Genomic DNA, 22777 nt, shown 5'->3' with positions numbered 1-22777 from the left:
CGTCGAACATATCGAGCCTGTGCTTGTCCAGTTATGGAACCTGCACCTGAGAGGGGGTGGTGTCTCGCCCTTAATCAGCCATCGGCCACGCACCGGTGCGCCCCGAGCAGACATTTATCGCGGCCCGTCAGGCCGGTGGTGATTGGCGCCGTGTCAGCTACTGCGAGATGCTCGACAACGTGCGTGCGATTGCCCAGGGTTTGCTGAGTTACGGGCTGTCGGCGGATGAGCCGCTGGCGTTGCTGTCGGGCAACGACGTTGAGCACTTGCAGGTCGCCCTCGGCGCGATGTACGCGGGCATTCCCTAGTGTCCGGTATCGCTCGCGTATTCGTTGTTGTCTCAGGATTTCGCCAAGCTGCGGCATGTGTGCGACCTGCTGCAACCGGGGCTGGTGTTCGTCAGCGATGCGCAGGCCTACCAGTGTGCGATCGATGCAGTGCTGCCGGCCGAGACGCCGCTGATCAGCGTACGCGGCCAGGTGCCTGGGCGTACTCAGGTCAGCTTCGCCAGCCTGTTGCAAACACCGGCAGGCACCGAAGCCGATGCCGCCTTCAAGGCCACCGGCCCCAACAGCATCGCCAAGTTCCTGTTTACCTCGGGCTCGACCAAGCTGCCCAAGGCGGTGATCACCACTCAGCGCATGCTCTGCGCCAACCAGCAAATGCTCCTGCAGACGTTTTCGGTGTTCGGTGAAGCCCCCCCGGTGCTGGTGGACTGGCTGTCGTGGAACCATACCTTTGGCGGCAGCCACAACGTCGCCATCGTGCTCTACAACGGCGGGACTTTTTACCTCGACGACGGCAAGCCCACGGTCCAGGGCTTTGCGCAGACCCTGCGCAACCTCAAGGAGATTTCGCCCACCGCCTACCTGACGGTGCCCAAGGGCTGGGAAGAGCTGGTCAGCGCCCTGGAACAGGATGCCGAGTTGCGCGAGCGGTTTTTTGCGCGGATGACGCTGTTCTTCTTCGCTGCCGCCGGCCTTTCGCAAAGCGTCTGGGACCGCCTCGACCGCGTGGCCGAGCAACACTGCGGCGTGCGCATCCGCATAATGGCCGGGCTCGGCATGACCGATGCTGCGCCGTCCTGCATCTTCACCACAGGGCCGTTGTCCATGGCCGGTTATATCGGTTTGCCGCGCGGGTTGTGAGGTGCGCCTGGTGCCGGTGGATGGCAAGTTCGAGGGGCGTTTTCGCGGGCCGCACATCATGCCGGGGTATTACTTTTTCGAACAGGTTCACGACGGTGAAGCTCACGAATGTGTACATACAGTCTGTCACCTTTCCTCATCGCGAATTAAAGGTCATAACACAGGGTGTCGCGGATGTTAAATTCCGGGAAACTCTGGGTGCAACAGCCTATGACGGTGTTCGCGTCTCCGGCGTCGCGTACGCTGGAAAAGACAACATCGACTCGTTCGGCGTGTGCTCATAGGTTGAGGACAACACAGCACTGAGTCGATCGCCCAACAGATTCCAGGCACGTTTCTTCTCTTCGGCATAGTCGTGATGCAGGTAGTGGCGTCTGACCCGCGAACCCGCCAGCACGTGGTTTTGGCAGCGATCGATGACGTCCAGGCTGACCCCCAAGGCCTGCATCATGGTCGCGCCGGTGCGGCGCAGGTCATGCGGCGTCCAGTCGCCGTTTTGGCCGTCGGCAAGGACCATCGTGTCGTCATGGCACCGTCTGGAGAGGGCCTTGCGGTTTTTGAACCGGGCCTGGCGATCGCCGACCTGTTTGCTCACCACTTTCACATCCACATGCCCATCATCCAGCTTGTTCGGAAAGCACCATTGCGAGTCTCCAGTCAGGGTTTTCAGTTCCTGAAAGAAATGCAGGGCGAAGGGAGAGAGGAAGACATGGTGGTCTTGTTTCTTGCCACGGGTGCCTTTGACGTTTTCGCTGGGGAGGAACCAGGTCTGCTGGTCTATATCGACATTTTTCCATTCGGCCTGCCCAGGCTGATCCAGAGCGCGAGCTGCGTTTCCTTCTTTAGCGGTCGAATGCCGTCGTATTTTTGGCCGGCGGGGAGGGCGTTGTAGTCGGTGGTCATTTGTTGGAAGCGGTTGTGCAGTTCCAACAGTTCAGCCGGGGAAAGGATGCGGCTTCTTTCGGCTTCGTAGTCGGCAGGGATCAAGGGGGAGATGTCGACCACCTCCGTCGGATCGCCCTCGATCAATAAGGCCCGCCAAGGCTGACGCTTTCTGGCCCAGCTGAACATCTGAGTGAGGTCGGCGAAGAAGCTGATGGCTTGTCGGTGAGCGCCGCGGTTGACCACGGCCCGGATCAGCGCCCGGACATCATGTTCGGAGACGCTGTTCACCCCGGTCCTGCCGAGTGCCGGAAAAAGGTCCTTGTTAAAGCGGCGCTGCAATTCAGCATTGCCATCTTTGCGCGCCACGCCATCCAACAGCCACGCCTTGGCCAGATCCTGGACGGTCAGCGTTTGCACCTTCGTCGTTTTTACTTGTTCGGCCTCTACGTTAGCAGCTGCGTATGCCTGTGCCTTGGTGGTTTTCTTATGCTCGTTGGGATTGATCTGCTCATCAATGAGCGCGCGGGCTTGGTTGTGGGTCTTGCGGATGTCCGTCAGGGATTTGCGCGGCCAAGTTCCGCAGGCATACTCTTTGTTCTGGTCGCCCCAGCGATACCGATAGAAAAAAACTGACTGACACACCGTCCTTACGGAATGAGATTCGACCGGCCAGATTGCCATCCTCCCTGAGGATCCGATCGGCCTCATTGTCGGTCAGCGACTCGAGTTCTTTGATGGTGATTTTGGCCATGAAATGGACTCCCCCTACTTTTACCCCCACAAAAACGTCGGCTCTTGATGGACGTTCCTGGACTCTCGTAGAGCAGAACACCGCTGGAGCTCAAGTAAATACTGGCTTTGAAAAATCCATAGTAAAATTTTGGAAGCTTTCAAGAAGTATGAAAAAGGAGATGGGGTGCTAGGGGTCGAGTGTTCGAATCACTCCGTCACGACCATATTTACTGAGTAAAATCAGGCACTTAAGCCGATCAGATGGATCGGCTTTTTTGTGCCCGCGCAAAACTATCCCGTGATTTCGCTGATATTCAGGTCGGGGATTGCCTCCGACCACACGATATCGGCGTGATCCTGGCACCGAGCCGTTTCACCGATCACCGCGTATTTGATGCAACGTACTTCGAAGCCATCAGGACTGATTTCATCGACATGGCGGAAATGATCCGGCCAGCCTTTTTGGTGCGGTGACTTTGAGCGGGGAGTTGCTGGCCGGCAGTGCTTTGGGAGCGCTATGCTGCGGCGTATAGGAATATGAGGAACATGGATGCCCGGCTCGTTTCAGGCCTTTGGGTTTATCTTCCTTGCATGTGCTGCAAGCATTCTTCAGCTGTGGCTTATCTGTAGGGTAATGGTCAGTAAGGTCGGCGGATTGAAAAGAGCCTTGCTATTGGGGGGCTGTTGCTTGCTCGGATATCTGCTCTTACGGCCGGGCACGGCTGGTATGGAAAGCTCGTATTCCCAGAAGACATTGAGATCGGTTTGGGCTAGGGCTCGTCATCATACTGTGCGGCTGCCCTCGCACTCATTTGAGCTACTGGCGCAGTTGTCTCGGGGATGCGTTCAACAAGCGGCGCATAAGTCGCCGTAGGGCCGTGGCGTCCTGGTATCCCACCTGCTCGGCGATAGATTCAACGGAGTATCTGCTGGTTTCCAGTAGCACGCGGGCCCTGTTCAGTTGCACGCGCTGGATCAAATATTGGGTTGAAAGGCCGGTTGCTTTTCGAAGGTGCCGGGACAGCGTTCGCTCAGACATGCCGACGTACGCCGCAAGGCTCGGAACGCTGGGAGGGTGGGGCAGGCAGGCTTCTATGTAAGCGGTGAGGTTGGCGACCAGTGTATTGCCCCGGGCCATGATCGCTGGGTTGATGAATGGGGATTGCAACTGTCGGCCGTCGAGTAGAAGAGCCTTGCCCACATAGTCGGCGAGCGTTGGCGACAGGCGCCTGCGCAGCAGGTGCAGCATCAGGTCAGTTTGCGCGAAGGCTGCGCCAGCGGTCGTCAAGGGTGGGTCGCAAAGCACCATGACGTTGGGGTCGACGATGCAGTCAGGCGCAATGCTCGACAGCCAAGGGGCGAGCCACCAGGAGGTCGTTACCTTTCGACCGTCCAGTAATCCTGCGGCATGCAGGAGAAAGACAGCCGAGCACGAGGCGGCAATCTCCTTGCCTTCATTCACATGTGCCCTCAGCGCTGGCAGTGTCTGCAGTACCCAGTCTTGCTCAAGACGCTGCAGCAGCGCGTCGAAGTCGCTGATGCCAAGGCCCGGAATGACCCAGCAGGAGTTGTCCTCGACGTCTGTCGTCAGTTCGTCGACCAACAGTTGCATGCCTTGCCCTAGCGTAATCAGCCCTGGCTGCGGCCCACAAACTCGCCAGCGTGGCACGGCGAGGCCTTGGCGCTGCGCAAGTGTCGCGGCGGTGCCGAGGATGTCCAGGGTGGCCGCGACGCTTGAGGCGAACGACTCGGGAAAGACTAGAACAGTGAAATCGTACATTGTCCGATTATGCCCGAAAGAAGTCGAATCGGTCACTTATGGAGGCAGGAGATAACTGGCCCAATGGCGCTTCCAGTTAACAGTGAGGTTTTGCCATGCCAAACATCTTGATCAAGGTGCCTACGGGAGCTTTCAATCAGCCACAGCGCCAACAGTTGCTTCGAAGCGTGAGCGACGTGGCAATGGTTAATGAACACATGGGCGATGCCCCTCAGCAGCGAGCTTTGTGCTGGGTGCTCATTGAGGAAATTCAGGCCGATGAATGGCTGTGCGGAGGCGTTGCTCCTCATGCCAGGGCCGTTCCATGCATTGTCATCGTCAAGGTGCCTGCCGGCGTTCTTGATGCACCGATGCGCCAGCGCTACGTGCGTGAATTGCATTGCGCAATACACTCGAGCCTGACAACGGAGGATCAGCGCCAGTTGCTGACCTCAATACAGATCCAGGATGTGGTTGATGGCACTTGGGGGGCGAACGGTGATATTTGGCATCTGGCCGACTTCACCCGTGCAGCCGGGTACGGACATCTCGCTCCCTAGGCTATAGGCCTTCCAGAAAGTGCAATGTCTGGGGGGCTTTGCAGAGTATTGACGCGTGCACAAGCATGCACATATAGTCAGTCGCATGACTGATCGAATCCTTCACCGAACCCGCGCAATTGACGCTGCCATCGAGTCTCTCGATGGCGCTTTCTTCAAAGCACTTTGCGAGCCTTCGCGTGTCGCTGTGCTCAAGCGCGTGATGCAACTGGGGCGCGCCGATATCGCCGAGATTGCCCAAGGATTGCCCCAGGAACGTTCAGTTGTTTCCCGACATCTGCAAGTGCTGTTAGAGGCAGGTATCGTCCGTGGCACCAAGGTCAGCAGGCAGATGTTCTACGAGGTGGATGGTCCGGCGGTGGTGGCACGCCTCGAAGCTATTCTTGAGCATATGAAATGCCTGACCCCGTTCTGCTGCCCGGGTGCGTCCTGATTTTTTTTGTCCTATAGCGTGCATGAGTGTGCATATATGAATGTAATGAATGAAATCATGGATGTCATTGTGATCGGCGCAGGTCAAGCAGGATTGGCGTGCGGTTGGCATTTGCAGCAGAAAAACCTCAGGTTCCTGATTTTGGATGCTGAGCGGTCTGCGGGAGGGAGTTGGCGCAACTACTACGACAGTCTGAAGCTGTTTTCTCCAGCGGCTTACTCGTCATTGCCAGGCATGCGCTTCCCGGCAGAGCCTGATCATTACCCGTTTCGTGATGAGGTCGTGCGCTATCTGGAAGACTATGCAAAGGCATTCAAATTGCCAGTTCGTCAGTACGCCCGTGTACAGCATGTACGCAGAGAGCACGGGCTGTTTCAGCTTCAAACCGACGATGGGGAACACTTTTGCTCCAAGGCGCTGATCGTCTGCACGGGTGGATTCAATAAGCCTTTCATTCCCGATATTCAAGGGCTTCAGGGTTTTCTCGGGCGCAGTTTGCACAGCGCGGAGTATCGAAATACCAATGGCTTTGGTGACCAGCGCGTGGTTGTGGTTGGCGCTGCGAACTCGGCGGTTCAAATTGCTTATGAACTGGCTCATGTAGGCAACGTCGTGCTGGCAAGCAGGGAGCCCATTCGGTTTTTTCCGCAAAAGATACTCGACGTGGATTTTCATGCGTGGCTGAAGTGGTCAGGGTTGGAAAAGACCCGTTGGTTGAGCGATCAAAGCACGCCGGTGCTCGATGACGGGATCTATCGACGAGCGCTTGAGCAAAGGCTTTTCGAGCGTAAGCCGATGTTCGAGGCGATAACACCAACCGGCGTGATCTGGTCTGATGGGCAGCACACCGAGGTTGATAGTTTGGTGTTTGCTACAGGCTTTCGCCCGAACCTGGAGTTCTTGAGCGGGTTGGAATGTCCAGGCAACGAATATTGGGCTAATCGTAACGGGCAGGCGAAGCATTTGCCCGGGCTGTATTTTGTCGGTCTACCGAAACAACGGAATTTTGCTTCAGCGACACTCAGAGGTGTCGGCCAGGATGCGGCCTACATCATGCCCAGCTTGATGCGATTTGTTCGAGATGTGGCTGTTTAGCAGGCCATTGGCCCATCCTGAGGGCGTGGATCGGAACACAGGTAATCCGCGGTAGGAGGACAGTGTTATTACCATATGCGTATATGCATTTTTCAAGATGGTTCTGAGCCGTTCTGCTGATTGAATATCCCGGGTGTCCTATAAAAAGGGTTTTTATGGGCATCTGTTCGCCAGGAGCTGGTTGTTTTTGAGTTTTTCCGATGGGAGGGGTTTATCTATTATTCGTAAAATCATATATTCGAAAAATCGTATATAAATCGAGGCATTCACAATGACCAGCAAAGCCCGCGCTCTGTTCGCTGAGAATCGATATGGCTGACCATTTGACACCAGCCACTGTTTTCAAATGCCTGGCTGATGACACTCGCGTGCGCACCATGCTGCTCATCACTCGTGAAGGAGAGCTTTGTGTTTGCGAGCTGACCTGCGCGTTGAACCAGAGTCAGCCAAAGGTCTCCAGGCACCTGGCGCAGTTGCGTACTTGCGGCCTGTTGTCTGACCGTCGGCAAGGCCAATGGGTGTATTACCGACTGCACCCGAATCTCCCCGATTGGGTTCATCAAGTGCTAACCACGACGCTGGAAAGCAACAAGCACTGGTTAAGCCCTGATGCCAAACGCCTTGATGGAATGGGTGATCGGCCTGAGCGTGCAGTCGTTTGCTGCGAAAGCCAGACTGCCTGATTACGCTGATTGGCACGCTGTAGCCTCAGGAACAATGATCATGAGTAACAGGAGCCCTCCCTCCTGTATGGCTAGTTCGACAGCCAGTCGAACGCCCACTGACAACAGAGCACAACAACATGACTATCAAAGTTGGCATCAATGGATTTGGTCGTATCGGTCGCCTCGCTCTGCGGGCTGCCTGGAATTGGCCTGAGTTCGAATTCGTGCAGATCAACGATCCGGCGGGCGATGCAGTCACCCATGCGCACCTGATCAACTTCGACTCGGTGCACGGCCGTTGGCATAACGAGGCCAGCGCAGAAGGTGATCAAGTAGTGATTGGCGACAAGCGCATCAAGGTGACCGCGAACAAAACGATTGCCGACACAGATTGGTCGGGTTGCGATCTGGTGATTGAAGCCAGCGGCAAGATGAAAACCGTCGCGGTGCTGCAGGCTTACCTGGATCAGGGGGTCAAGCGTGTGGTGGTGTGCGCTCCGGTGAAGGAAAAAGGCGCGTTAAACGTCGTCATGGGCGTCAATCAGCACCTGTTCGACCCTGCGCAGCACCGCATCGTCACTGCTGCCTCTTGCACCACCAATTGCCTGGCCCCTGTCGTTAAAGTCATCCACGAAAAGCTGGGCATTCGCCACGGGTCGATCACCACCATTCACGACCTGACCAACACCCAGAGCATTCTCGATCAGCCACACAAGGACCTGCGCCGTGCGCGGGCCTGTGGCATGAGCCTGATTCCAACCAGTACCGGTTCGGCCACCGCCATTGCCGAAATCTTCCCGGAGTTGCGTGGGCGCCTGAATGGTCACGCCGTACGTGTGCCGCTGGCCAATGCGTCGCTGACTGATTGTGTCTTTGAGGTCGAACGGGCCACTACCGTCGACGAGGTCAATCAGTTCCTCAAGGATGCTGCCGAGAATGAGCTCAAAGACATCCTTGGTTTCGAGACGCGTCCGCTGGTGTCCATCGACTACCGTACCGACCCGCGTTCATCGATCATCGATGCGCTGTCGACCATGGTCATCAACGGCACCCAGGTCAAGCTTTACGCCTGGTATGACAACGAGTGGGGCTATGCCAACCGCACGGTCGAACTGGCCAAAATGGTCGGTCTGGCAGTCTGAGGAGCGGCCATGAAAGCGTTGTCAGCCCTCGCGCCGTCCGTGCGGCAGTACCTGCTCGTGACGGGTAACTACTGGGCCTTCACCCTCACCGACGGCGCTTTGCGCATGCTGGTGGTGCTGCACTTTCACGCGTTGGGCTACAGCCCGCTGCAAATCGCGGCGTTGTTTTTGTTCTACGAGCTCTTTGGCGTGATCACCAACCTGGTGGGTGGTTACCTCGGTGCCCGGCTGGGACTTAACCGGACCATGAACATCGGTCTGGGCCTCCAGGTGGCGGCGCTGTTGATGCTGACAGTGCCGGTCGCTTGGCTGACCATCCCTTGGGTGATGGGGGCTCAGGCGCTGTCGGGGATTGCCAAAGACCTGAACAAGATGAGCGCCAAAAGCTCCATCAAACTTCTGGTCCCCGATGGGCAGCAGGGCAAGCTTTACAAATGGGTGGCGATCCTCACTGGCTCAAAGAATGCGCTCAAGGGTGTCGGCTTCTTTCTCGGCGGAGCTTTGCTGGCATGGGTCGGTTTCAAAGGCGCGTTGCTTGCCATGGCGGGTGGCCTGGCGCTGATTTGGATCAGTAGCTTGATCCTGTTGAAGAAGGACCTGGGCAAGGCCAAAGCCAAGCCCAAGTTTCGTGACATCCTGTCCAAGAGCCGGGCGATCAACATCCTTTCGGCGGCGCGGATGTTCCTGTTCGGTGCCCGCGATGTCTGGTTCGTGGTGGCTTTGCCGGTGTACCTGAGCAGCGTGTTCGGCTGGGATTTCTGGAAGGTTGGCGGCTTCCTGGCGGCCTGGGTGATCGGCTACGGCATCGTCCAGTCCTTCGCGCCCAACATCACTGGAAAGAAACGAGGTCACGTGCCGGACGGTCGAGCGGCGTTTCTGTGGGCACTTGCACTGGCGGGTCTGCCCGCGGCCATTGCGCTGGGGCTGAACACCGGGCTGTCGCAACAGGTCGTGCTGTTGGGTGGATTGATGGTTTTTGGGGCGTTGTTCGCCGTGAACTCGTCGCTGCACAGCTACCTGATCGTGTCCTACGCCAAGGAAGACGGCGTGTCGTTGGATGTGGGGTTTTACTACATGTCGAACGCCACGGGGCGCTTGATCGGCACCGTGCTCTCTGGCTGGATTTACCAGGTGTTTGGATTGGGCGCATGCCTTTGGATATCAAGCGCATTCGTGTTGCTGGCCGCCTTGATTTCCATCGCTTTACCCAGGCATGCCGAGGCGATATGAAGCCACTAGGCAGGAGGGCATGAACCTCATCGGGCTACGTGCACGTGGAGGAATTGGCAGGGCCCGCCGTCGAAATCCAGCCCTGAATATCCGCAACCGTCGGAACTTTCCCGCTGCTTACAACCTTCTCGTTGATCACCAGAGCCGGCGTGGAGAGGATGTCATAAGTCATCATCTTGCCCATGTCGGTGATCTTTTCGAATTCGGCCTGGATATTTAGATTCTGCGCGGCTTGACGGGCTGCGGCCTCCAGTTTCTTGCAGTTGGCGCATCCTGAACCGAGGATTTTGATGTTCAGCATTGGAAGCTCCTGGTTGTGAAAGTCAGCTTGCTGTTTGTTTACGCTGAAAACGGATCAACTGGAAAATCGCAGCGGTCATCGCCAGCAAGGCCGCCACGCCTGCACCCAGGGTCAGCCAGCCGGTGCCATCGACCCAGGCACCATAGAGCAGGCCTGCCACGATGCTGAACGAAGCGACTAACCCAACGTAGGCGGCGGTCTTCCTGCGACCAATCACAGCCACCACCATGAGCATGCTCTGTAAGCTAAGTTCAGGGTCTGCCATCAGATAGGCCAGGAGCGGGCCAGGATGCATACCAAGATCGAGGAACATGCGGGCGACGGGTACCTCTACCAAGGTTGGGAAGTACATGAACACGCCGAACCCTACTGCTATGGCATTGGCGGTCACTGAGTTGCTGCCTGCAACGCTTTCAATCCACTCGGGTTGAATAACCTGGCGAACCATGCCGACGATGAATACACCCACCACCAGCACCATGAATATCTGCTTGACGAAGCGCCAGGCTTCCCAGAGCCAGCCTTGCCAGTCTTCGGCTGGCAGTTTTCGGGCAAAGTACCAAACAGACAATAGGGCCAGTGCGACACCGAATACTCGACCCGTGAAGATGAAAACCAATGTGCCAGGTTCTGGCGTCAGGCGCATCGAGGCGATCAGCAAAGTACTGGCGGTCAGGCCCAGTGCAACCCATGTCCAGTTATTGGCACCTTCGGTGATGTTATCCAGACCACGCTTGGCCGTGGCGGCAATCAGCAGGAGCAGGGCGATGAGTACAGACCCTTGCAAGCTCACGCCTTCTTCTCCTTTGCTGGCGTCATATGGAACCCAGTCAAACAGGGTGTCCTGCCACGCTTGGGCCCAGAAAAGCGGGACTTTGATACTGATCAGGTCTGCGGTCAGGGGCCACAGTCTCAAGGTACCCACGATCAGCAGGGCCACCAGAGATAGGAGGATGCCCAGGGCAGGCCCGCAAATGCTGGCTTTCTCTGCGAACAGGGCATCTGCCTGTGCATCGTGGGTCAGGTCGTCTTTCCAGAACAGAGTCGCCATTATCAAGCCAATACCGATGCCGAAGATCAGGCAGAGAATCAAACGGGCAATTGCAAACTCCGCTCCCAGAATGTTGCCGGTATAGGTGAGGGCCATGATATTTCCTGCCGGGGCAAAAAATAGAAAGGTGATCGCCGGGCCGATACCCGCGCCTTTGCGGTAAACGCCCGCGAACAAAGGAACAATGGTGCATGAGCAGACGGCAATGAGTGCCCCGGCCAATGCCGCCGCTGGGTAGGAAACATAGACAGGTGCATGCCGTCCCAGCCAGTGAGTGATGCTGGCTTTAGGAATAAGTGCTGCCATGGCCCCGGCAATGAAAAACGCTGGCAATAGACAAAGTAGGACGTGGGCCGCCAAGTAGGAAGCCAGACTGCCAGCTCCACCGTTGATTAACTCAAGCAAAAGGTCCATGGCAAACCCTGGGACATGACCATTAAAAGCCAGGTTCCAAGGTATTTGCTGTGGGCCGAACGGGCTTGACGTAGATCAGTTGCATGCAGAAAAACTTTACGTAATTCGTTAGACCACTGCACGGTGCGGCCCAGCGCAAAGCCAATCATCGCCAGGAAAACCGTCGGTATCCACTTTCATCCTGCAGGCAGAGTCGACTGTCTTTTGCTTTCAACGCACCAGTGCCGAAGGGTTTTCCTGCAGCAGCACCGAGTTGTGCAGGGTCGCTAGGGCTTCCTTCAATAGGGATTGATCCTGCGCATCCTGGGACTTTTTGCTTTGCTTGGCGGCGTACTCCAGCAATACCAAGTGACTGCGGCTGGCTGAAGCTTGTTTCGGCACCACCGTCTCTTCAATCATTTTGCCCATGACGTACTGCTGTGTCCGTGTGTCCTGGCTGGCGCTTTGCGTGACGGCGGCTTTGCTCAGTCGGCCGTCCTTGTAGGCGAGGCTGGCCGAACTGCGGGCCTCGTCATGCACTTGTACGTAGAGATAGTTCTGCGAGTCGGTCGTTTTGCCTATCACGGGTGCTTTCCCGCCCTTCAGGCTCTTGTGATAACTGGCCGATAAACTCGATTGCTGGACTTGATCGACGCTGCGATTGCTCATTATGGAACCTGCAACGACAGTTTTTTGCGACAGGTTATAGGCAAAGCTATCGACTTCGGACGGGCGCATCGGGTTGGACGCGTTGTGGGTTTGTTTGATGGACGCCTCGAAGTCTGCCAGCCCAGTCAGCAGGCCTTTGTCCGTCGCGTTACGGGTCAGTGGCTGTGACGGGGTAACGCCCTGAGGATAGTGGCTGTTCATGGCGCTGAAGGCGTCCTTGAACATCTCCATCAGGGCAGCCTTGGCGCTGCCACGCTCCTGCACTCGCTCAAACTGGGCGAGGTAGCTGTTCAGTGCGTTGGCCTGTTGCTTGGCATCGCCCAGGATTGCGCTGTTCTTCAGATCCACGCTCAGCTTCAATTCGCCATCCGGACCACTCATTTGCGTGGTGCGGCTCTGGCTGTCGGCGCGGTAGGCAAGGATCAGGTCCTCACCGTCCACGCCCTTCAGCTTGGCGTTCAGATCAATGGTGGCCAATACGCTGGAGTCGAACTGCGTCAGCTTGCCCAGGTCGAGCTTGGGAGGCTCGGCGGTCAACCCGTCGACAGCGGCCTGGAAGGCACTGCCAAGAACACCAATGGCCTTGAGTTCGTCCTCGCTCAGCGGGCCCCCGTCCACCGTAGCCTGAACGCCAAGTCCATCGTCCTGGCTGGTCAGGCTGAAGGTAACTGTCTTGCCACTGGCGGTCTTGATGCTCAGGGTGATCAGGTTGTCGGCTCTATTGTGCAGCAGTGCCTGTTCGGATTTTATCTCGGCGGTGTTGTGAGCCCTGTCCGTGGTGGTATGGAGCACTGACTGGGAAATGTTCGAACCACTCTTGGCGAACTGCTCCACCAAGGCTGCGCCCAGGCCGTGGAAACGGTTGGCTATCGACAGCGATCTGGGGTTGGTCCCCATGACGCGAGTGACGGCATCCTGACTGGTCTTTTCCCAGACACGAACAATCTCCTGGCCGGGCAGTTGCCCGAGTCGGGAATAGGTCTGTGATTCGACATCGGCCACGGGGTTGCCCAGGCTGACAGTGGCCGATGGTCGAGCCGGGAGGACATCAGCACGCTCTATCACTGTTGTGGGTGATGGCGCGACGCCAGAGCGAGTCTGGATGGGAATGGCGGAGCTGATCGGGGATAGGGTAGTCATGACAGTCCGTGTCGACAGAGCAGAGTTACCCCCAATGTAGTGAATACCCCGGCCGATTGAAAGCGTGGGCGCAGAAATAAGTGGCATAGGGCCATGTGGTGCGGTTGTTCAGGTCCTTGGCACGGGCGTATGCCGAAGCGACTGGCATGGCTGGAAAGGTCATGATCCTGATATTCAGCTGCCGCATGTACCCGGTCACGAATTGGCTGGGACCGTGACGGAGGTGGGGAGGGATGTCGCTCGGTGCAAGCTTGGACGTCGATAGCAGGATAGTGCAGCGCTCTGAATCAATGCCGACGGTCTGCCCGCCCGCCTACCATTGTGCAGAAAACCAGTATCGTGCGAGCTTCACCTGGGTTCTAAGGCCTACCTGACCTTTTACGCATAGATCCTCCAGTTCCTCGACTGACCTCAAAGGATCCTTCTTTGCGCTGGGTTTCAGGCCATCTTGATAGGTTGGGCCAAACTCGGGACTGGCCTGGGAAAGGAGTCGGATCGCTTTCGCATAGTCGTCTTCGAGATCTTCGGGCAAGGTGCCGCACGCCGTTTTTGTATGCTGATAGACCTTCCCCCACATGAAACCCGATTTGTCGGGGGTGTTGAGCTCCGAATAGGAGTGGGCTGCTGCAGAGGTACAGTAAAAAGTCAGTGACATTGCAGCCATTGAAAGTTGTTTGTGCATCGTTTGTTGATCCCATCCGTGGTTGTAAAAAAACCGATTTATACATTGTGCATCTTCTTCAAGTCCACGCTCTGCGCACCCGGCATGGAGTGTGGAGCGTAAGCGCCCCCACCAGGTTGCGGTGGCTACGTTGGTGACGTGGAAGGGCAGTCTTCTACGCACTGGCATGAAGGGTGACTCGCTTTTAGCGAAAGCGTCTATGCAGCCTCTTCGCGAAGAAGCAATAAGGACATTACGTGCTACAAAAAGTGATTCTGCTGATCCTGATCGCCAGCTTGAGCGGCTGCATGGCCACCGCGATGCGGATGGATTACGACAAACACCGATGTCCCTACATCGGCCTGCGGTTTGACTGGTGGCTGGTGGGCACATCCAAAGGAAAACTGATCCCTTTTTTGCTTATCGACGCACCCTTTTCATTGGTGGTCGATACCGTATTCTTCCCCTTCGAATATCAGTACAGCTGCAACCTCTAAGCGACAGAGATTGGTACGTGTCGTGGGGCCTGTGGCTACTGCTGGCTTTTGTTTGCGGTTTGGCCTGTCCGCGAACCCGGATTCAGGCATAGCGCTTTTGCACAGTAGAGGGATTTTCATGAAAGCCGTAGTTTACGAAGCCTTTTCCCAACCCCCCCGTTTGATGACCGTCGAGGACCCGACCCCTGAACGTCACGGTGTGGTTGTTCAGGTCCTTGGCACGGGGGTATGCCGAAGCGACTGGCATGGCTGGAAAGGTCATGATCCTGACATTCAGTTGCCCCATGTGCCCGGTCACGAATTGGCAGGGATCGTGGCGGAGGTGGGGACGGATGTCACCCGGTGGAAGGTTGGCGATCGCATTACCGTTCCCTTTGTCGGTGGCTGTGGGGCTTGCCCGGAATGCAATAGCGGCAACCAGCAGGTGTGCCACAGCCAGTTTCAGCCGGGCTTCACCCATTGGGGGTCTTTCGCCGAGTATGTGGGGATTCACAAGGCGGATTTGAACCTGGTCGCGCTACCGGAAAACATGGACTTCGCCACGGCGGCGAGCTTGGGTTGTCGTTTCGTTACGTCGTTCCGCGCTGTTGTCGATCAAGGCAAGGTCACGGCGGGCCAGTGGGTGGCGGTTCATGGCTGTGGCGGTGTGGGGTTGTCTGCGGTGATGATCGCCCACGCTATTGGGGCGAATGTTATCGCCATCGATATCTCCGACGATAAGCTCAAGCTTGCCCAGTCGCTCGGCGCCGTCGCGACGGTCAACGCAAGCCGGGTGGCGGATGTCACCGAGGCGGTGCTCGAGATTACGAAGGGTGGCGCTCACGTTTCGCTGGATGCCCTGGGTCATCCAACGACGTGCTTCAACTCCATCAATAATTTGAGACGGCGTGGCAGGCATATCCAGGTCGGTTTGATGCTGGCGGACCACAGCACGCCGGCAATCCCAATGAGCAAGGTCATTGCCTACGAGCTTGAGATCTGTGGCAGCCATGGCATGCAGGCTCACCGTTACGGCGCGATGATGGAGATGATCACGTCCGGCAAGCTGGCGCCTGAAAAACTGGTCGGCAAGACCATCAGCCTCGAACAATCGATTGATGCGCTCATGAACATGGACCGGTTTGACACGGCAGGGGTGACGGTCGTGACGCAGTTCTAGGCGTTCGCCACCGGCTGGCCGAGCGATTCCCGATAATGCGCTTCGTCGACTTCGGTCAAGGTTGCATAACCGTCGTAGTGATAGATTCGATGTTGGTCACGGGCGTAGCGGTCATTCAGGAATCGGAGGGTTGCCAGGTCGATCCGTTTGGCGCTCAGCGGTCGTCGGTGGCAGAACAATTTACGCGTGCCCAGTTGCAGGAAGTCGGGATGCGGCACGCGGACTTCATCAGGGTCGAATGCCACATCCAGTGGTTTGCCTTCCGAGAGAATCAGGGTAGGGCTGATGGCATAGCTGCCGAGAATGCGGGTATCCGCGGGATGTAGCCGTTTTTTCGCCTCGCCGTAGTAATACACCGCATCCCGATCCTTGGCCCAACCATGACCACAGGACTCGAACGTGGCCGCTTGCGCCTTACGAATCGGTTCCGGGCGGTGGTAAAAAATTCGGTGACAGAACACGGTCTTACCGTCAGTCAGGTAGGGGGCACCCAGTGAGCGGAAATGCTCCGCGGGCTCCTGGGAAAACCGCTCAGGTACCTCGGTTTCGGCGTTATGAAACGGGATCAGATACAAGCCCTGGGCATCGCCGCACAGGTGCGTGTCCAGCAGTTTGAAACTCGCCGCGTCCAGTCCATTGATCACACGTCCATGGAAATACACCTGGCGGCCCAGCTCGAAACCGAGACCGATGGCACGTAAGGGCAGTGTTTCTGCAGGCGTTTGCGATTCTTCAGACAGGGCCTGCAGGCGGTGCCACCAATAGTCCTTCAACTGCGGATGGGCCTCGAAGTAAGGCGCCCATGCCTCTTGCATGGCCGTATCGATGATGCCGCCAGAGCCCAGCGGGCCGTGCTTGTCACCGACCAGCGCGGGTGAGTAATGCTGGTCATTGCGATAGAGCTGGGTCACTACGAAGCTTTCTACGTCGACATCGAGGCGTTTCTGGCGCCTGTAGACGTGCTGATGATCACGGTAATAGTCGAACCCCAAGTGGCGAAAACTCGGACCATGGGCGTCACGCAAACGGGTTCCGGCGGCGTAGACGAAGGTGTCGTCCACGGCAAAATAGTCATCCTCGTGTTCGCCGGTGCTGACCACGCGGCCGCACTCATCAAACACTGGCTGCGAGCATTTGAGCAGGTGGAAATCGCCAACGTAGCGAATGCTCTTGCCAGTCAGGTAATAGGCGCGGTGTCGGTCTTTGGCGTAGCGTTCGTTAAGTACGGTGAAGCTCGCCAGGTCGGCATTGTCGATGCGGTAGAAGTATTCATAGGAAATGCTCGAGCCTTGCTGCGCTTGCACGATGATCGACTGCCCATCGGTGCCCCAGCGACGGGCGAGCATCTGGAAGTCGTCCGGGTTTGCGATCGTCAGCGGCATGCCGTCCTTCTGGTGCAGGGGCTTGAAGCCCTTGTAGACCTGACCGTCGATCACTCGATAGAAAGGGTGGTTGCAATACCGCACCCGCGCTGTGGCATTGGCGATAAATAGCCCTTGCAGAAAGAGATGCACACCATCGCTGAACAGGGCAGACGCTGAAGTCACCGAGGCCGGCGACGCTGCCAGCAGGGCCAGGCTGTCGTGCCGTGCCTCGGGGATTTGGGTGATCGCGTAGTCGCCGAACCAATAGGCGCCGGTTGCGTCACGCCAATACTGGTAGCCAAGGCTTTCCAGGCCGTTGTCGAAGCGAAACGGCAGGGCCTGAAGCGCGTGGTAGCCGTGGCGCTCCCGGTAGGATGGAAGCAGGTAGTAGTCGCGCAGCGTGTCGCGCAAGACCCAGGGGTTGCGTCGATGTCGCCAAACCGGCTGACCGGCAAACAAGGGCGAGGGCGGATAATGCCCCGCGCTGGCAGATTGTGCTATCGCGCCGGGGTATGCACCTTTGGGGTTGAGCATGATGTACACATCAGGTACTTGCCCGTCGCCCAGCAGCACACCGTCGACGAAGGCGAAACCTTGATGCCATTCAAGCTGCAGCGGCTCCCAGTCAGCAATAGCCGTCTCTATGTCTGTCATAGTGTTGAGACCTGAACGTTTGTCATTGCTAGCCAAGGACTACAGTTTTTCCGCGAGCTCGACACTGGAGAGGTCGGGCCAAGAGTGTAAACTTCGGCAAGTTTTTCCAAAAGCAGACGAAGTCATGAGTACCCTGAACATCTCTCTGACGGACGCTCTCAAATCCTTCGTGGATGTTCAGGTTAGCCTGCGAGGCTACAGCACCCGTAGCGAATATGTGCGAGAGCTCATTGACAAGGATCAGAATCGACAGCACCTGCGCGGTCTGGTATTGGCTGGGGTGGAGTCGGCTCCCACTGTTCCAGTCAATAGCGACTACTTTGAATGCCTATGGGCCAAAGTACGGTGAGGATGAGGTCCGCGAACCTCCAGAGCCGCTGAGCCTGTAGCAGCCATGTAGGCGCTGACGAGTGCAACGAGGCTGCGATCGTTCCCCAGACACTTGGGGGCCAACCGAAAGATCAAAAGATCGCAGGCTTCGCCAGCTCCAGAACCAAGCCACTGGCCGCCGCCACGCTCAAAAAACTAACTTGAACAGCGCAATTACCACGATCAGGCCAATCAGGAAAATGATACCTACGGTACCGCCAAGGAATTTCAACATAAAAACGCTCTCATCGGATGGGCTTAATCGTCTAGACCGCTACCGATAACGCGCGTTTCGTTGAATATTCAGTCGCGATGATCAATGGACCGCAAAGGACCTTGGCACCGGCACATGCTCGAATTTGGAAATGGTCTTGATCCAGTAACGGCGATAGTCCGTCTGATCCGGCGCCAGCGGTTTGTGGCTGGACCATGGATGTTTCTCCTTCAGGCTGGCGCGGTACGCTTCCCATTCTTTCTGTTCGGCCACTTCCCGGGCTTTGCTCCGGTCATCGAACCAGCCCAGAACGTAAGCTTCGCCCTGATCCGTGCCGTGCGCTATCAGCAAATAAATCTCTGTCATGACTGACCCACCGTTCTATCCTGCGCCCCGGCCGCGGGGGCTTATCCTGGGTATCGGCCGATATTGTCCGTTTTTTAGATGTATGGGTGAGCTGCGTTTATTGCGGATCTGGGCGATGAGGCGCCCCCCGGTTTACGACTGACCCACCCGCTTAGAACGTCTGCCCCAAGGAAAATTGGAACACTTGTGTATCAGCGTTATCCGGCATTCGGACCGCAAAGGCGACATTGGCGCTCATCGGTGGCCTTTATGCGGTCAAGGCGAAAGGTTAGGTGCGGCGACTTTCCCTACCGCCCAGTCGTCATCAGATCAGAGCCATCCTTGGCTCTCCCAGGCACTAGCGCCTAGAACTTGAAGCGCCCCACCAAGCCCTTGAGCTGCCCGGAAATATCGGTCAAGCGCCCCGAGCCGGTCTGCGCCGAGTGGGCGAATTCCTCGACCAACTGCGCATCGGCATGGATCTGCGCGATGTGCCGGTTGATGTCTTCGGCCACCTGGTGTTGTTCCTCTGCTGCTGTGGCGATCTGGGTGTTCTGGTCGCGAATCGAGTCCACCGAGTTGCGGATCTTGTCGAAGCTGTCACGGGCCTGCTGGATGCGCTCGACGCTGGTGTGCGACACCTGCAGGCTGCTTTGCATCTGTTGGGTGACTTCCTGGGTGCGCCGTGCGAGGTTGCCCAGCAGGCTGTCGATCTCACCGGTGGAGTCGGCGGTACGCCGTGCCAACGCCCGGACCTCATCGGCTACCACGGCGAACCCGCGACCTTGATCGCCGGCCCGTGCCGCTTCGATGGCGGCGTTCAGAGCCAGCAGGTTGGTCTGTTCGGCGATCGAGCGAATGGTGTCGAGGATGGTGTTGATGTTCTTGCTGTCCTGTTCCAGCGCCTGCATGGTCTGGGTCGATTGTTGCAGGTCTTCGCTCAGTTTCAGCACGCTGCCCGTGGCTTCGCCGATGTGATGCTGACCATTGTGTACATCGCGATAACCTTCGTCCGCACTGGAGGCGGCCTGGCTGCAAGAACGGGCCACTTCGTTGGCGGTGGCGACCATTTCGTTGAACGCGGTGCTCACCAGCTCCACGGCCTGGCGCTGGCGCCCGGCTGCGTCGTTCATGTTCTGGGCCACGTGGCTGGTATCGGCTGCGGCAGTTTGCAGGTCGGAGGAGGCGCTGCCGATACGCTGCATCAGTTGCGCGATCATGCCCAGGAACTGGTTGAACCAGCCCGCCAGGGTGGCTGTTTCGTCCTTGCCTTGCACGATGAGTTTGCGGGTGAGGTCGCCTTCACCTTCGGCGATTTCCTGCAGGCCGTTGGCAACACCGCGAATCGGCCGCACGATCACACTGGCGAAACTGGCGCCGACCAAAGCGAACACCGCAGCCAGCGCGGCAGCAATGGCGGCGATCAGCCAAGTCAGGCTCGAAGCCTTGGCCATCACCTCATCGCGTTTGATCAGGCCGATGAAGCGCCAGCCCAACCCTTTGGAACTGACCACGTTGGCCATGTAGGGCACACCGTCGATCTCGATCTGGGTCACGCCATCGCTGCTTTTTGCCAGCTCGGCATAGTTGGGGCCCAGGTCGGCCAGCGGCTTGAAGTTGTGCTTGGCATCGGCGGCGTCCACCAGGACGTTGCCGTTGGCTTCGACCAGCATCAGGTAGCCGCTTTCGCCCAGCTTGATGTTCTTGACCAGTTCGGTCAGTTGCTTGAGCGATACGTCCAGGCCAACCACGCCCACCAGTTTGCCGGCGGCGTCTGAAACCGTGTGCACGATGCCGATCAAGGACACATCATCCGGCGCCCAATAATAGGCATCTGTCCGTACAGTAGTGCCCGGCGCGGCGACGGCGGCCTTGTACCATGGACGCACCCGTGGGTCGTAGTTGGATATCTTGGGGTCGTCAGGCCAACTGGCATAACCACCGTCGGCCAGGCCCAGGGAAAGATAGGCGGTGGTCGGGTGGCTCTTGGCGAATCTGTCGAAGATCTCCAAAAGCTGTTTATTGTTCTCAGGGAGAGGGATTTGTGCGGCGTCGGCACCCGAGTAGTTTTTCAAGTCCTTGGCGGCGACGATCCGTGGATCCTTGGCGATGAATTCGACGTTCTGGCTGATCCCATCGAAAAACTGCTTCATGCCGTTGTCGATCTGGCGGATTTCACGGCCGCTGCTGTCCAGGAAGTTGGCCTTCGCGGCGTCGCGCAGGTTCATTACGACAAGCACCGCCACCAGGATAACCGGGAGGCAGGCGATGGTCGCGAACGCCCATGTCAGCTTTTGTTTGATATTCATGACTTCTCCCGCGGAATATTTTAAGTGTTGGAGCGGCGGAAACAGCAGTGTTTGGCGTTGCGAGTCTCTTAAAGGGAAAAGCGCCCATGCCTACTGCCAGTGTATCGACCAAAGTCATAGGCACTTGAGGCGTTCCCTTTTGGCGCGGGCCGATCAGTAGGGGGCGCAGGCGCGATTGCAGCCGGCTTGACTTGCCTGGAAGATAGCGTGGTCTGCTCTGCGCCTTCGCCCTGCGGCTCAAGGCGCCCACGTGCAGCACATCCTCATCGTCTTTAATGTATTCACGAGGCCCTATGCCAAGCGCATTCGAGAGCGTACTCAAAAACAAGAACATGGCTTATCGACCGCTCGGATCAGCGTCAGCCAGCCAGACGCCGATCCGCGTCGCGTTTATATTGATGGACAATTTCTCGATGATGTCCTTCACCGGTGCGGTGGACGCGCTGGTGACCGCCAATCTGATGAACGACATGCCCCTCTACGAGGTGCTGACGGTGGGGGTTTCAGGAGGGCAAGTGACGAGCGACCTGGGCATTGTCATCTCGACCGACATCGAACTGGCGCAGATGCCGGAAAACCAGGACGTGCTGATCGTCGCCGGGGGCTTTCGCGTGAAGTTGCAAGGTCATCCCTTGCTGCGCCGCAAGCTGCGCGCCCATGCGGCGTCCGGGGCGATCCTGGGCGGGTTGTGGAACGGTGCCTTCTTCGTGGCCGATGCCAATCTGCTGGACGGTTTCGAATGCGCTGTTCATCCGGAAAGCCGTGCCATGATGGTGGAGGTGTTTCCCCATGTGAAGGTATCCAGCCGGGCCTATGTCGTTGATCGGGAGCGGGTCAGTTGCGCGGGCGCCAACAGTTCGCTGCGCATGATGCTCCAGTTGATTCGCCAGACGGGCGGGGCGGCGCTGGTGGGCGCCATCGAGGAAATTCTTCGCTGTGATGAGTCAGGCGATGATGCGACGGACTTGCCTCCGGTTTTCGTCGAGACCGACCCGACGCTGCCGGAAAGCCTCAAGTTGGCGTTGGAACTGATGTGGCAAAACGTAGAAGAGCCGTTGACCATCGATGAGCTGGCAGCGTGCGTCAAGATTTCCAAGCGGCAGTTGGAGCGACGGTTCTGCAGTTTTCTCGGTGCGACCCCCACACGCTATTACCTGGAACTGCGCTTGACGCGTGCCCGCCAGCTCATCCAGCAAACCAATCGATCCGTGACCGAAATCGCCGTGGCGACAGGCTTCGTCAGCTCCCCGCACTTCCAGCGTCGTTTCCGGGATTTTTTTGGTGTGCCACCGGGTAGCTACCGCTCGAAATCGGAGCGCAAACAAACCGTGCGATGAAGACGCTGGCAGATCAGAGATGAGTTTTTAGCGTGGGGAAAGGGCGTTGCCGCGCTGTAGCGCCAGAGCTGTGTGGGAGCAGGCGCTCCTGCACAGCTCCCGCGCTACGGAGATAAATCAGGTGTTATCGCCTGCTTGTGTTTCGGTGGGCAGGTCTTCAGTTTGCTTCGCTGCTTGCGAAGCGGTCATGGTTGTTGTGTCCTTGCAGAGCACTTTTCCAACTTCGTCGGCTATCGAGCCGTCGACGATTCGTCCTTCCATCTGGTCGAACTGAGCTTTTTCCACCCCTGAAAGGCTGTTGTACATCCCCATGTGCCGAACATTGCGGGTGGCACAGTCGAGTTCGAACTTTGTGTAGTTGGTGAAGTAAGCGCCCGATCTTTGTACGGTGGCCTGGATGGCTGAACCACTGTCGACAAACGAAACGATGGAGTACACGGCATCCGAATCATCGTAGAGGTAAGTGATGTTCTGGACGTCCGCAGTTGCACTGCACGCAATGGAGAGTAAAGCGAGGGACATAGCGGTTTTCATGCTTTCTTCCGTGAATAAGCAAGTCAGGAGAATCAATGGCAAAGTGGAATCATTTTGCCTTGGCGCACGCATTGGGTCAATTCGCGCAGGATAGCATCCAACGACCATTGGTCGGAGTCGAGGTTCTTCCG

The 22777-nt window shown here is 57.5% G+C and carries 21 protein-coding genes and 4 pseudogenes; 13 read left to right on the top strand and 12 right to left on the bottom strand.

The window, feature by feature from the left end:
* Positions 1–89: 89 nt before the first annotated feature.
* Positions 90–1221 (top strand): annotated as a pseudogene (locus AACY42_RS20035) (AMP-binding protein); the annotation flags it as partial.
* Positions 1222–1356: 135 nt separating this feature from the next.
* On the opposite strand, the pseudogene AACY42_RS20030 reads toward AACY42_RS20035, so the two are convergent.
* Positions 1357–2784: pseudogene (locus AACY42_RS20030) on the bottom strand (tyrosine-type recombinase/integrase).
* Positions 2785–3026: 242 nt separating this feature from the next.
* Here AACY42_RS20030 and AACY42_RS20025 point away from each other — a divergent pair.
* Positions 3027–3239 carry a hypothetical protein gene (locus AACY42_RS20025; RefSeq protein ID WP_339481832.1) on the top strand — a complete coding sequence of 71 codons (213 nt, stop codon included), beginning with the start codon at positions 3027–3029 and terminating at the stop codon, positions 3237–3239.
* A 343-nt stretch (positions 3240–3582) separates the two neighbouring features.
* Here AACY42_RS20025 and AACY42_RS20020 read toward each other — a convergent pair whose 3' ends face one another.
* Positions 3583–4545: a GlxA family transcriptional regulator gene (locus AACY42_RS20020; RefSeq protein WP_339481831.1), complete on the bottom strand. Its 963-nt coding sequence runs from the start codon at positions 4543–4545 to the stop codon at positions 3583–3585.
* A gap of 95 nt (positions 4546–4640) precedes the next feature.
* On the opposite strand from AACY42_RS20020, the gene AACY42_RS20015 reads away from it, so the two are divergent.
* From AACY42_RS20015 to arsJ, 6 genes are all read left to right on the top strand, one after another.
* Positions 4641–5084, top strand: coding sequence for a tautomerase family protein (locus tag AACY42_RS20015; protein ID WP_339481830.1), 444 nt, complete (start codon positions 4641–4643; stop codon positions 5082–5084).
* An 85-nt stretch (positions 5085–5169) separates the two neighbouring features.
* Positions 5170–5517: an ArsR/SmtB family transcription factor gene (locus AACY42_RS20010; protein ID WP_339481829.1), complete on the top strand. Its 348-nt coding sequence runs from the start codon at positions 5170–5172 to the stop codon at positions 5515–5517.
* A gap of 36 nt (positions 5518–5553) precedes the next feature.
* Positions 5554–6612, top strand: coding sequence for a flavin-containing monooxygenase (locus AACY42_RS20005; protein WP_339481828.1), 1059 nt, complete (start codon positions 5554–5556; stop codon positions 6610–6612).
* Positions 6613–6923: 311 nt separating this feature from the next.
* A complete protein-coding gene (locus AACY42_RS20000; RefSeq protein WP_339481827.1) occupies positions 6924–7295 on the top strand; it encodes a metalloregulator ArsR/SmtB family transcription factor in 372 nt (123 codons plus the stop codon).
* Between the two features lie 119 nt (positions 7296–7414).
* Positions 7415–8419 carry an ArsJ-associated glyceraldehyde-3-phosphate dehydrogenase gene (locus tag AACY42_RS19995; RefSeq protein ID WP_339481826.1) on the top strand — a complete coding sequence of 335 codons (1005 nt, stop codon included), beginning with the start codon at positions 7415–7417 and terminating at the stop codon, positions 8417–8419.
* 9 nt (positions 8420–8428) lie between these two features.
* A complete protein-coding gene (gene arsJ, locus AACY42_RS19990; RefSeq protein ID WP_339481825.1) occupies positions 8429–9649 on the top strand; it encodes an organoarsenical effux MFS transporter ArsJ in 1221 nt (406 codons plus the stop codon).
* A 34-nt stretch (positions 9650–9683) separates the two neighbouring features.
* On the opposite strand, the gene AACY42_RS19985 is transcribed toward arsJ, so the two are convergent.
* The 3 genes from AACY42_RS19985 to AACY42_RS19975 form a co-directional block, all read right to left on the bottom strand.
* Positions 9684–9950, bottom strand: coding sequence for a thioredoxin family protein (locus tag AACY42_RS19985; protein WP_339481824.1), 267 nt, complete (start codon positions 9948–9950; stop codon positions 9684–9686).
* Positions 9951–9972: 22 nt separating this feature from the next.
* Positions 9973–11415, bottom strand: a complete 1443-nt coding sequence (locus tag AACY42_RS19980) for a permease (RefSeq protein ID WP_339481823.1) — start codon at positions 11413–11415, stop codon at positions 9973–9975.
* 210 nt (positions 11416–11625) lie between these two features.
* Positions 11626–13065 (bottom strand): lactate dehydrogenase, encoded by a 1440-nt coding sequence (locus tag AACY42_RS19975; RefSeq protein ID WP_339481852.1) that lies wholly within the window; start codon positions 13063–13065, stop codon positions 11626–11628.
* A gap of 235 nt (positions 13066–13300) precedes the next feature.
* Between AACY42_RS19975 and AACY42_RS19970 the strand changes: the two are divergent.
* A pseudogene (locus tag AACY42_RS19970) lies at positions 13301–13465 on the top strand (alcohol dehydrogenase catalytic domain-containing protein); the annotation flags it as partial.
* A 51-nt stretch (positions 13466–13516) separates the two neighbouring features.
* Here the strand turns inward: AACY42_RS19970 and AACY42_RS19965 are convergent.
* Positions 13517–13885 carry a hypothetical protein gene (locus AACY42_RS19965; RefSeq protein ID WP_339481822.1) on the bottom strand — a complete coding sequence of 123 codons (369 nt, stop codon included), beginning with the start codon at positions 13883–13885 and terminating at the stop codon, positions 13517–13519.
* 236 nt (positions 13886–14121) lie between these two features.
* Between AACY42_RS19965 and AACY42_RS19960 the strand changes: the two genes are divergently transcribed.
* Both AACY42_RS19960 and AACY42_RS19955 read left to right on the top strand, forming a co-directional pair.
* Complete coding sequence (locus tag AACY42_RS19960) at positions 14122–14361, top strand: YceK/YidQ family lipoprotein (RefSeq protein ID WP_003203548.1); 240 nt, start codon at positions 14122–14124, stop codon at positions 14359–14361.
* A 118-nt stretch (positions 14362–14479) separates the two neighbouring features.
* The gene (locus AACY42_RS19955) at positions 14480–15520 is read left to right on the top strand and encodes a zinc-dependent alcohol dehydrogenase family protein (RefSeq protein ID WP_339481821.1); all 1041 of its coding nucleotides are present in this window, start codon (positions 14480–14482) and stop codon (positions 15518–15520) included.
* Here AACY42_RS19955 and AACY42_RS19950 read toward each other — a convergent pair.
* Positions 15517–17538, bottom strand: a complete 2022-nt coding sequence (locus AACY42_RS19950; RefSeq protein WP_339481820.1) for a DKNYY domain-containing protein — start codon at positions 17536–17538, stop codon at positions 15517–15519. The genes AACY42_RS19955 and AACY42_RS19950 overlap by 4 nt on opposite strands.
* A gap of 124 nt (positions 17539–17662) precedes the next feature.
* On the opposite strand from AACY42_RS19950, the gene AACY42_RS19945 reads away from it, so the two are divergent.
* The gene (locus AACY42_RS19945) at positions 17663–17887 is read left to right on the top strand and encodes a ribbon-helix-helix domain-containing protein (protein ID WP_339481819.1); all 225 of its coding nucleotides are present in this window, start codon (positions 17663–17665) and stop codon (positions 17885–17887) included.
* 168 nt (positions 17888–18055) lie between these two features.
* On the opposite strand, the gene AACY42_RS28745 is transcribed toward AACY42_RS19945, so the two are convergent.
* From AACY42_RS28745 to AACY42_RS28735, 4 genes and pseudogenes are all read right to left on the bottom strand, one after another.
* Positions 18056–18142 carry a hypothetical protein gene (locus AACY42_RS28745; RefSeq protein WP_442963079.1) on the bottom strand — a complete coding sequence of 29 codons (87 nt, stop codon included), beginning with the start codon at positions 18140–18142 and terminating at the stop codon, positions 18056–18058.
* Positions 18143–18223: 81 nt separating this feature from the next.
* Positions 18224–18487 carry a hypothetical protein gene (locus AACY42_RS19940; protein WP_003203536.1) on the bottom strand — a complete coding sequence of 88 codons (264 nt, stop codon included), beginning with the start codon at positions 18485–18487 and terminating at the stop codon, positions 18224–18226.
* Positions 18488–18831: 344 nt separating this feature from the next.
* A complete protein-coding gene (locus tag AACY42_RS28740) occupies positions 18832–19599 on the bottom strand; it encodes a methyl-accepting chemotaxis protein (RefSeq protein WP_445261752.1) in 768 nt (255 codons plus the stop codon).
* Positions 19600–19692: 93 nt separating this feature from the next.
* Positions 19693–20694, bottom strand: a pseudogene (locus AACY42_RS28735) (HAMP domain-containing protein); the annotation flags it as partial.
* Between the two features lie 374 nt (positions 20695–21068).
* Between AACY42_RS28735 and AACY42_RS19930 the strand changes: the two are divergent.
* Positions 21069–22112 carry a GlxA family transcriptional regulator gene (locus tag AACY42_RS19930; protein ID WP_339481817.1) on the top strand — a complete coding sequence of 348 codons (1044 nt, stop codon included), beginning with the start codon at positions 21069–21071 and terminating at the stop codon, positions 22110–22112.
* A 117-nt stretch (positions 22113–22229) separates the two neighbouring features.
* Here the strand turns inward: AACY42_RS19930 and AACY42_RS19925 are convergent, their stop codons facing one another.
* The gene (locus AACY42_RS19925) at positions 22230–22646 is read right to left on the bottom strand and encodes a hypothetical protein (RefSeq protein ID WP_339481816.1); all 417 of its coding nucleotides are present in this window, start codon (positions 22644–22646) and stop codon (positions 22230–22232) included.
* Positions 22647–22777 lie beyond the last annotated feature (131 nt).

Source organism: Pseudomonas sp. RL_5y_Pfl2_73 (assembly GCF_963970515.1).
GTDB lineage: Bacteria > Pseudomonadota > Gammaproteobacteria > Pseudomonadales > Pseudomonadaceae > Aquipseudomonas.
This window is presented reverse-complemented; position numbering and strand designations above follow the sequence as displayed.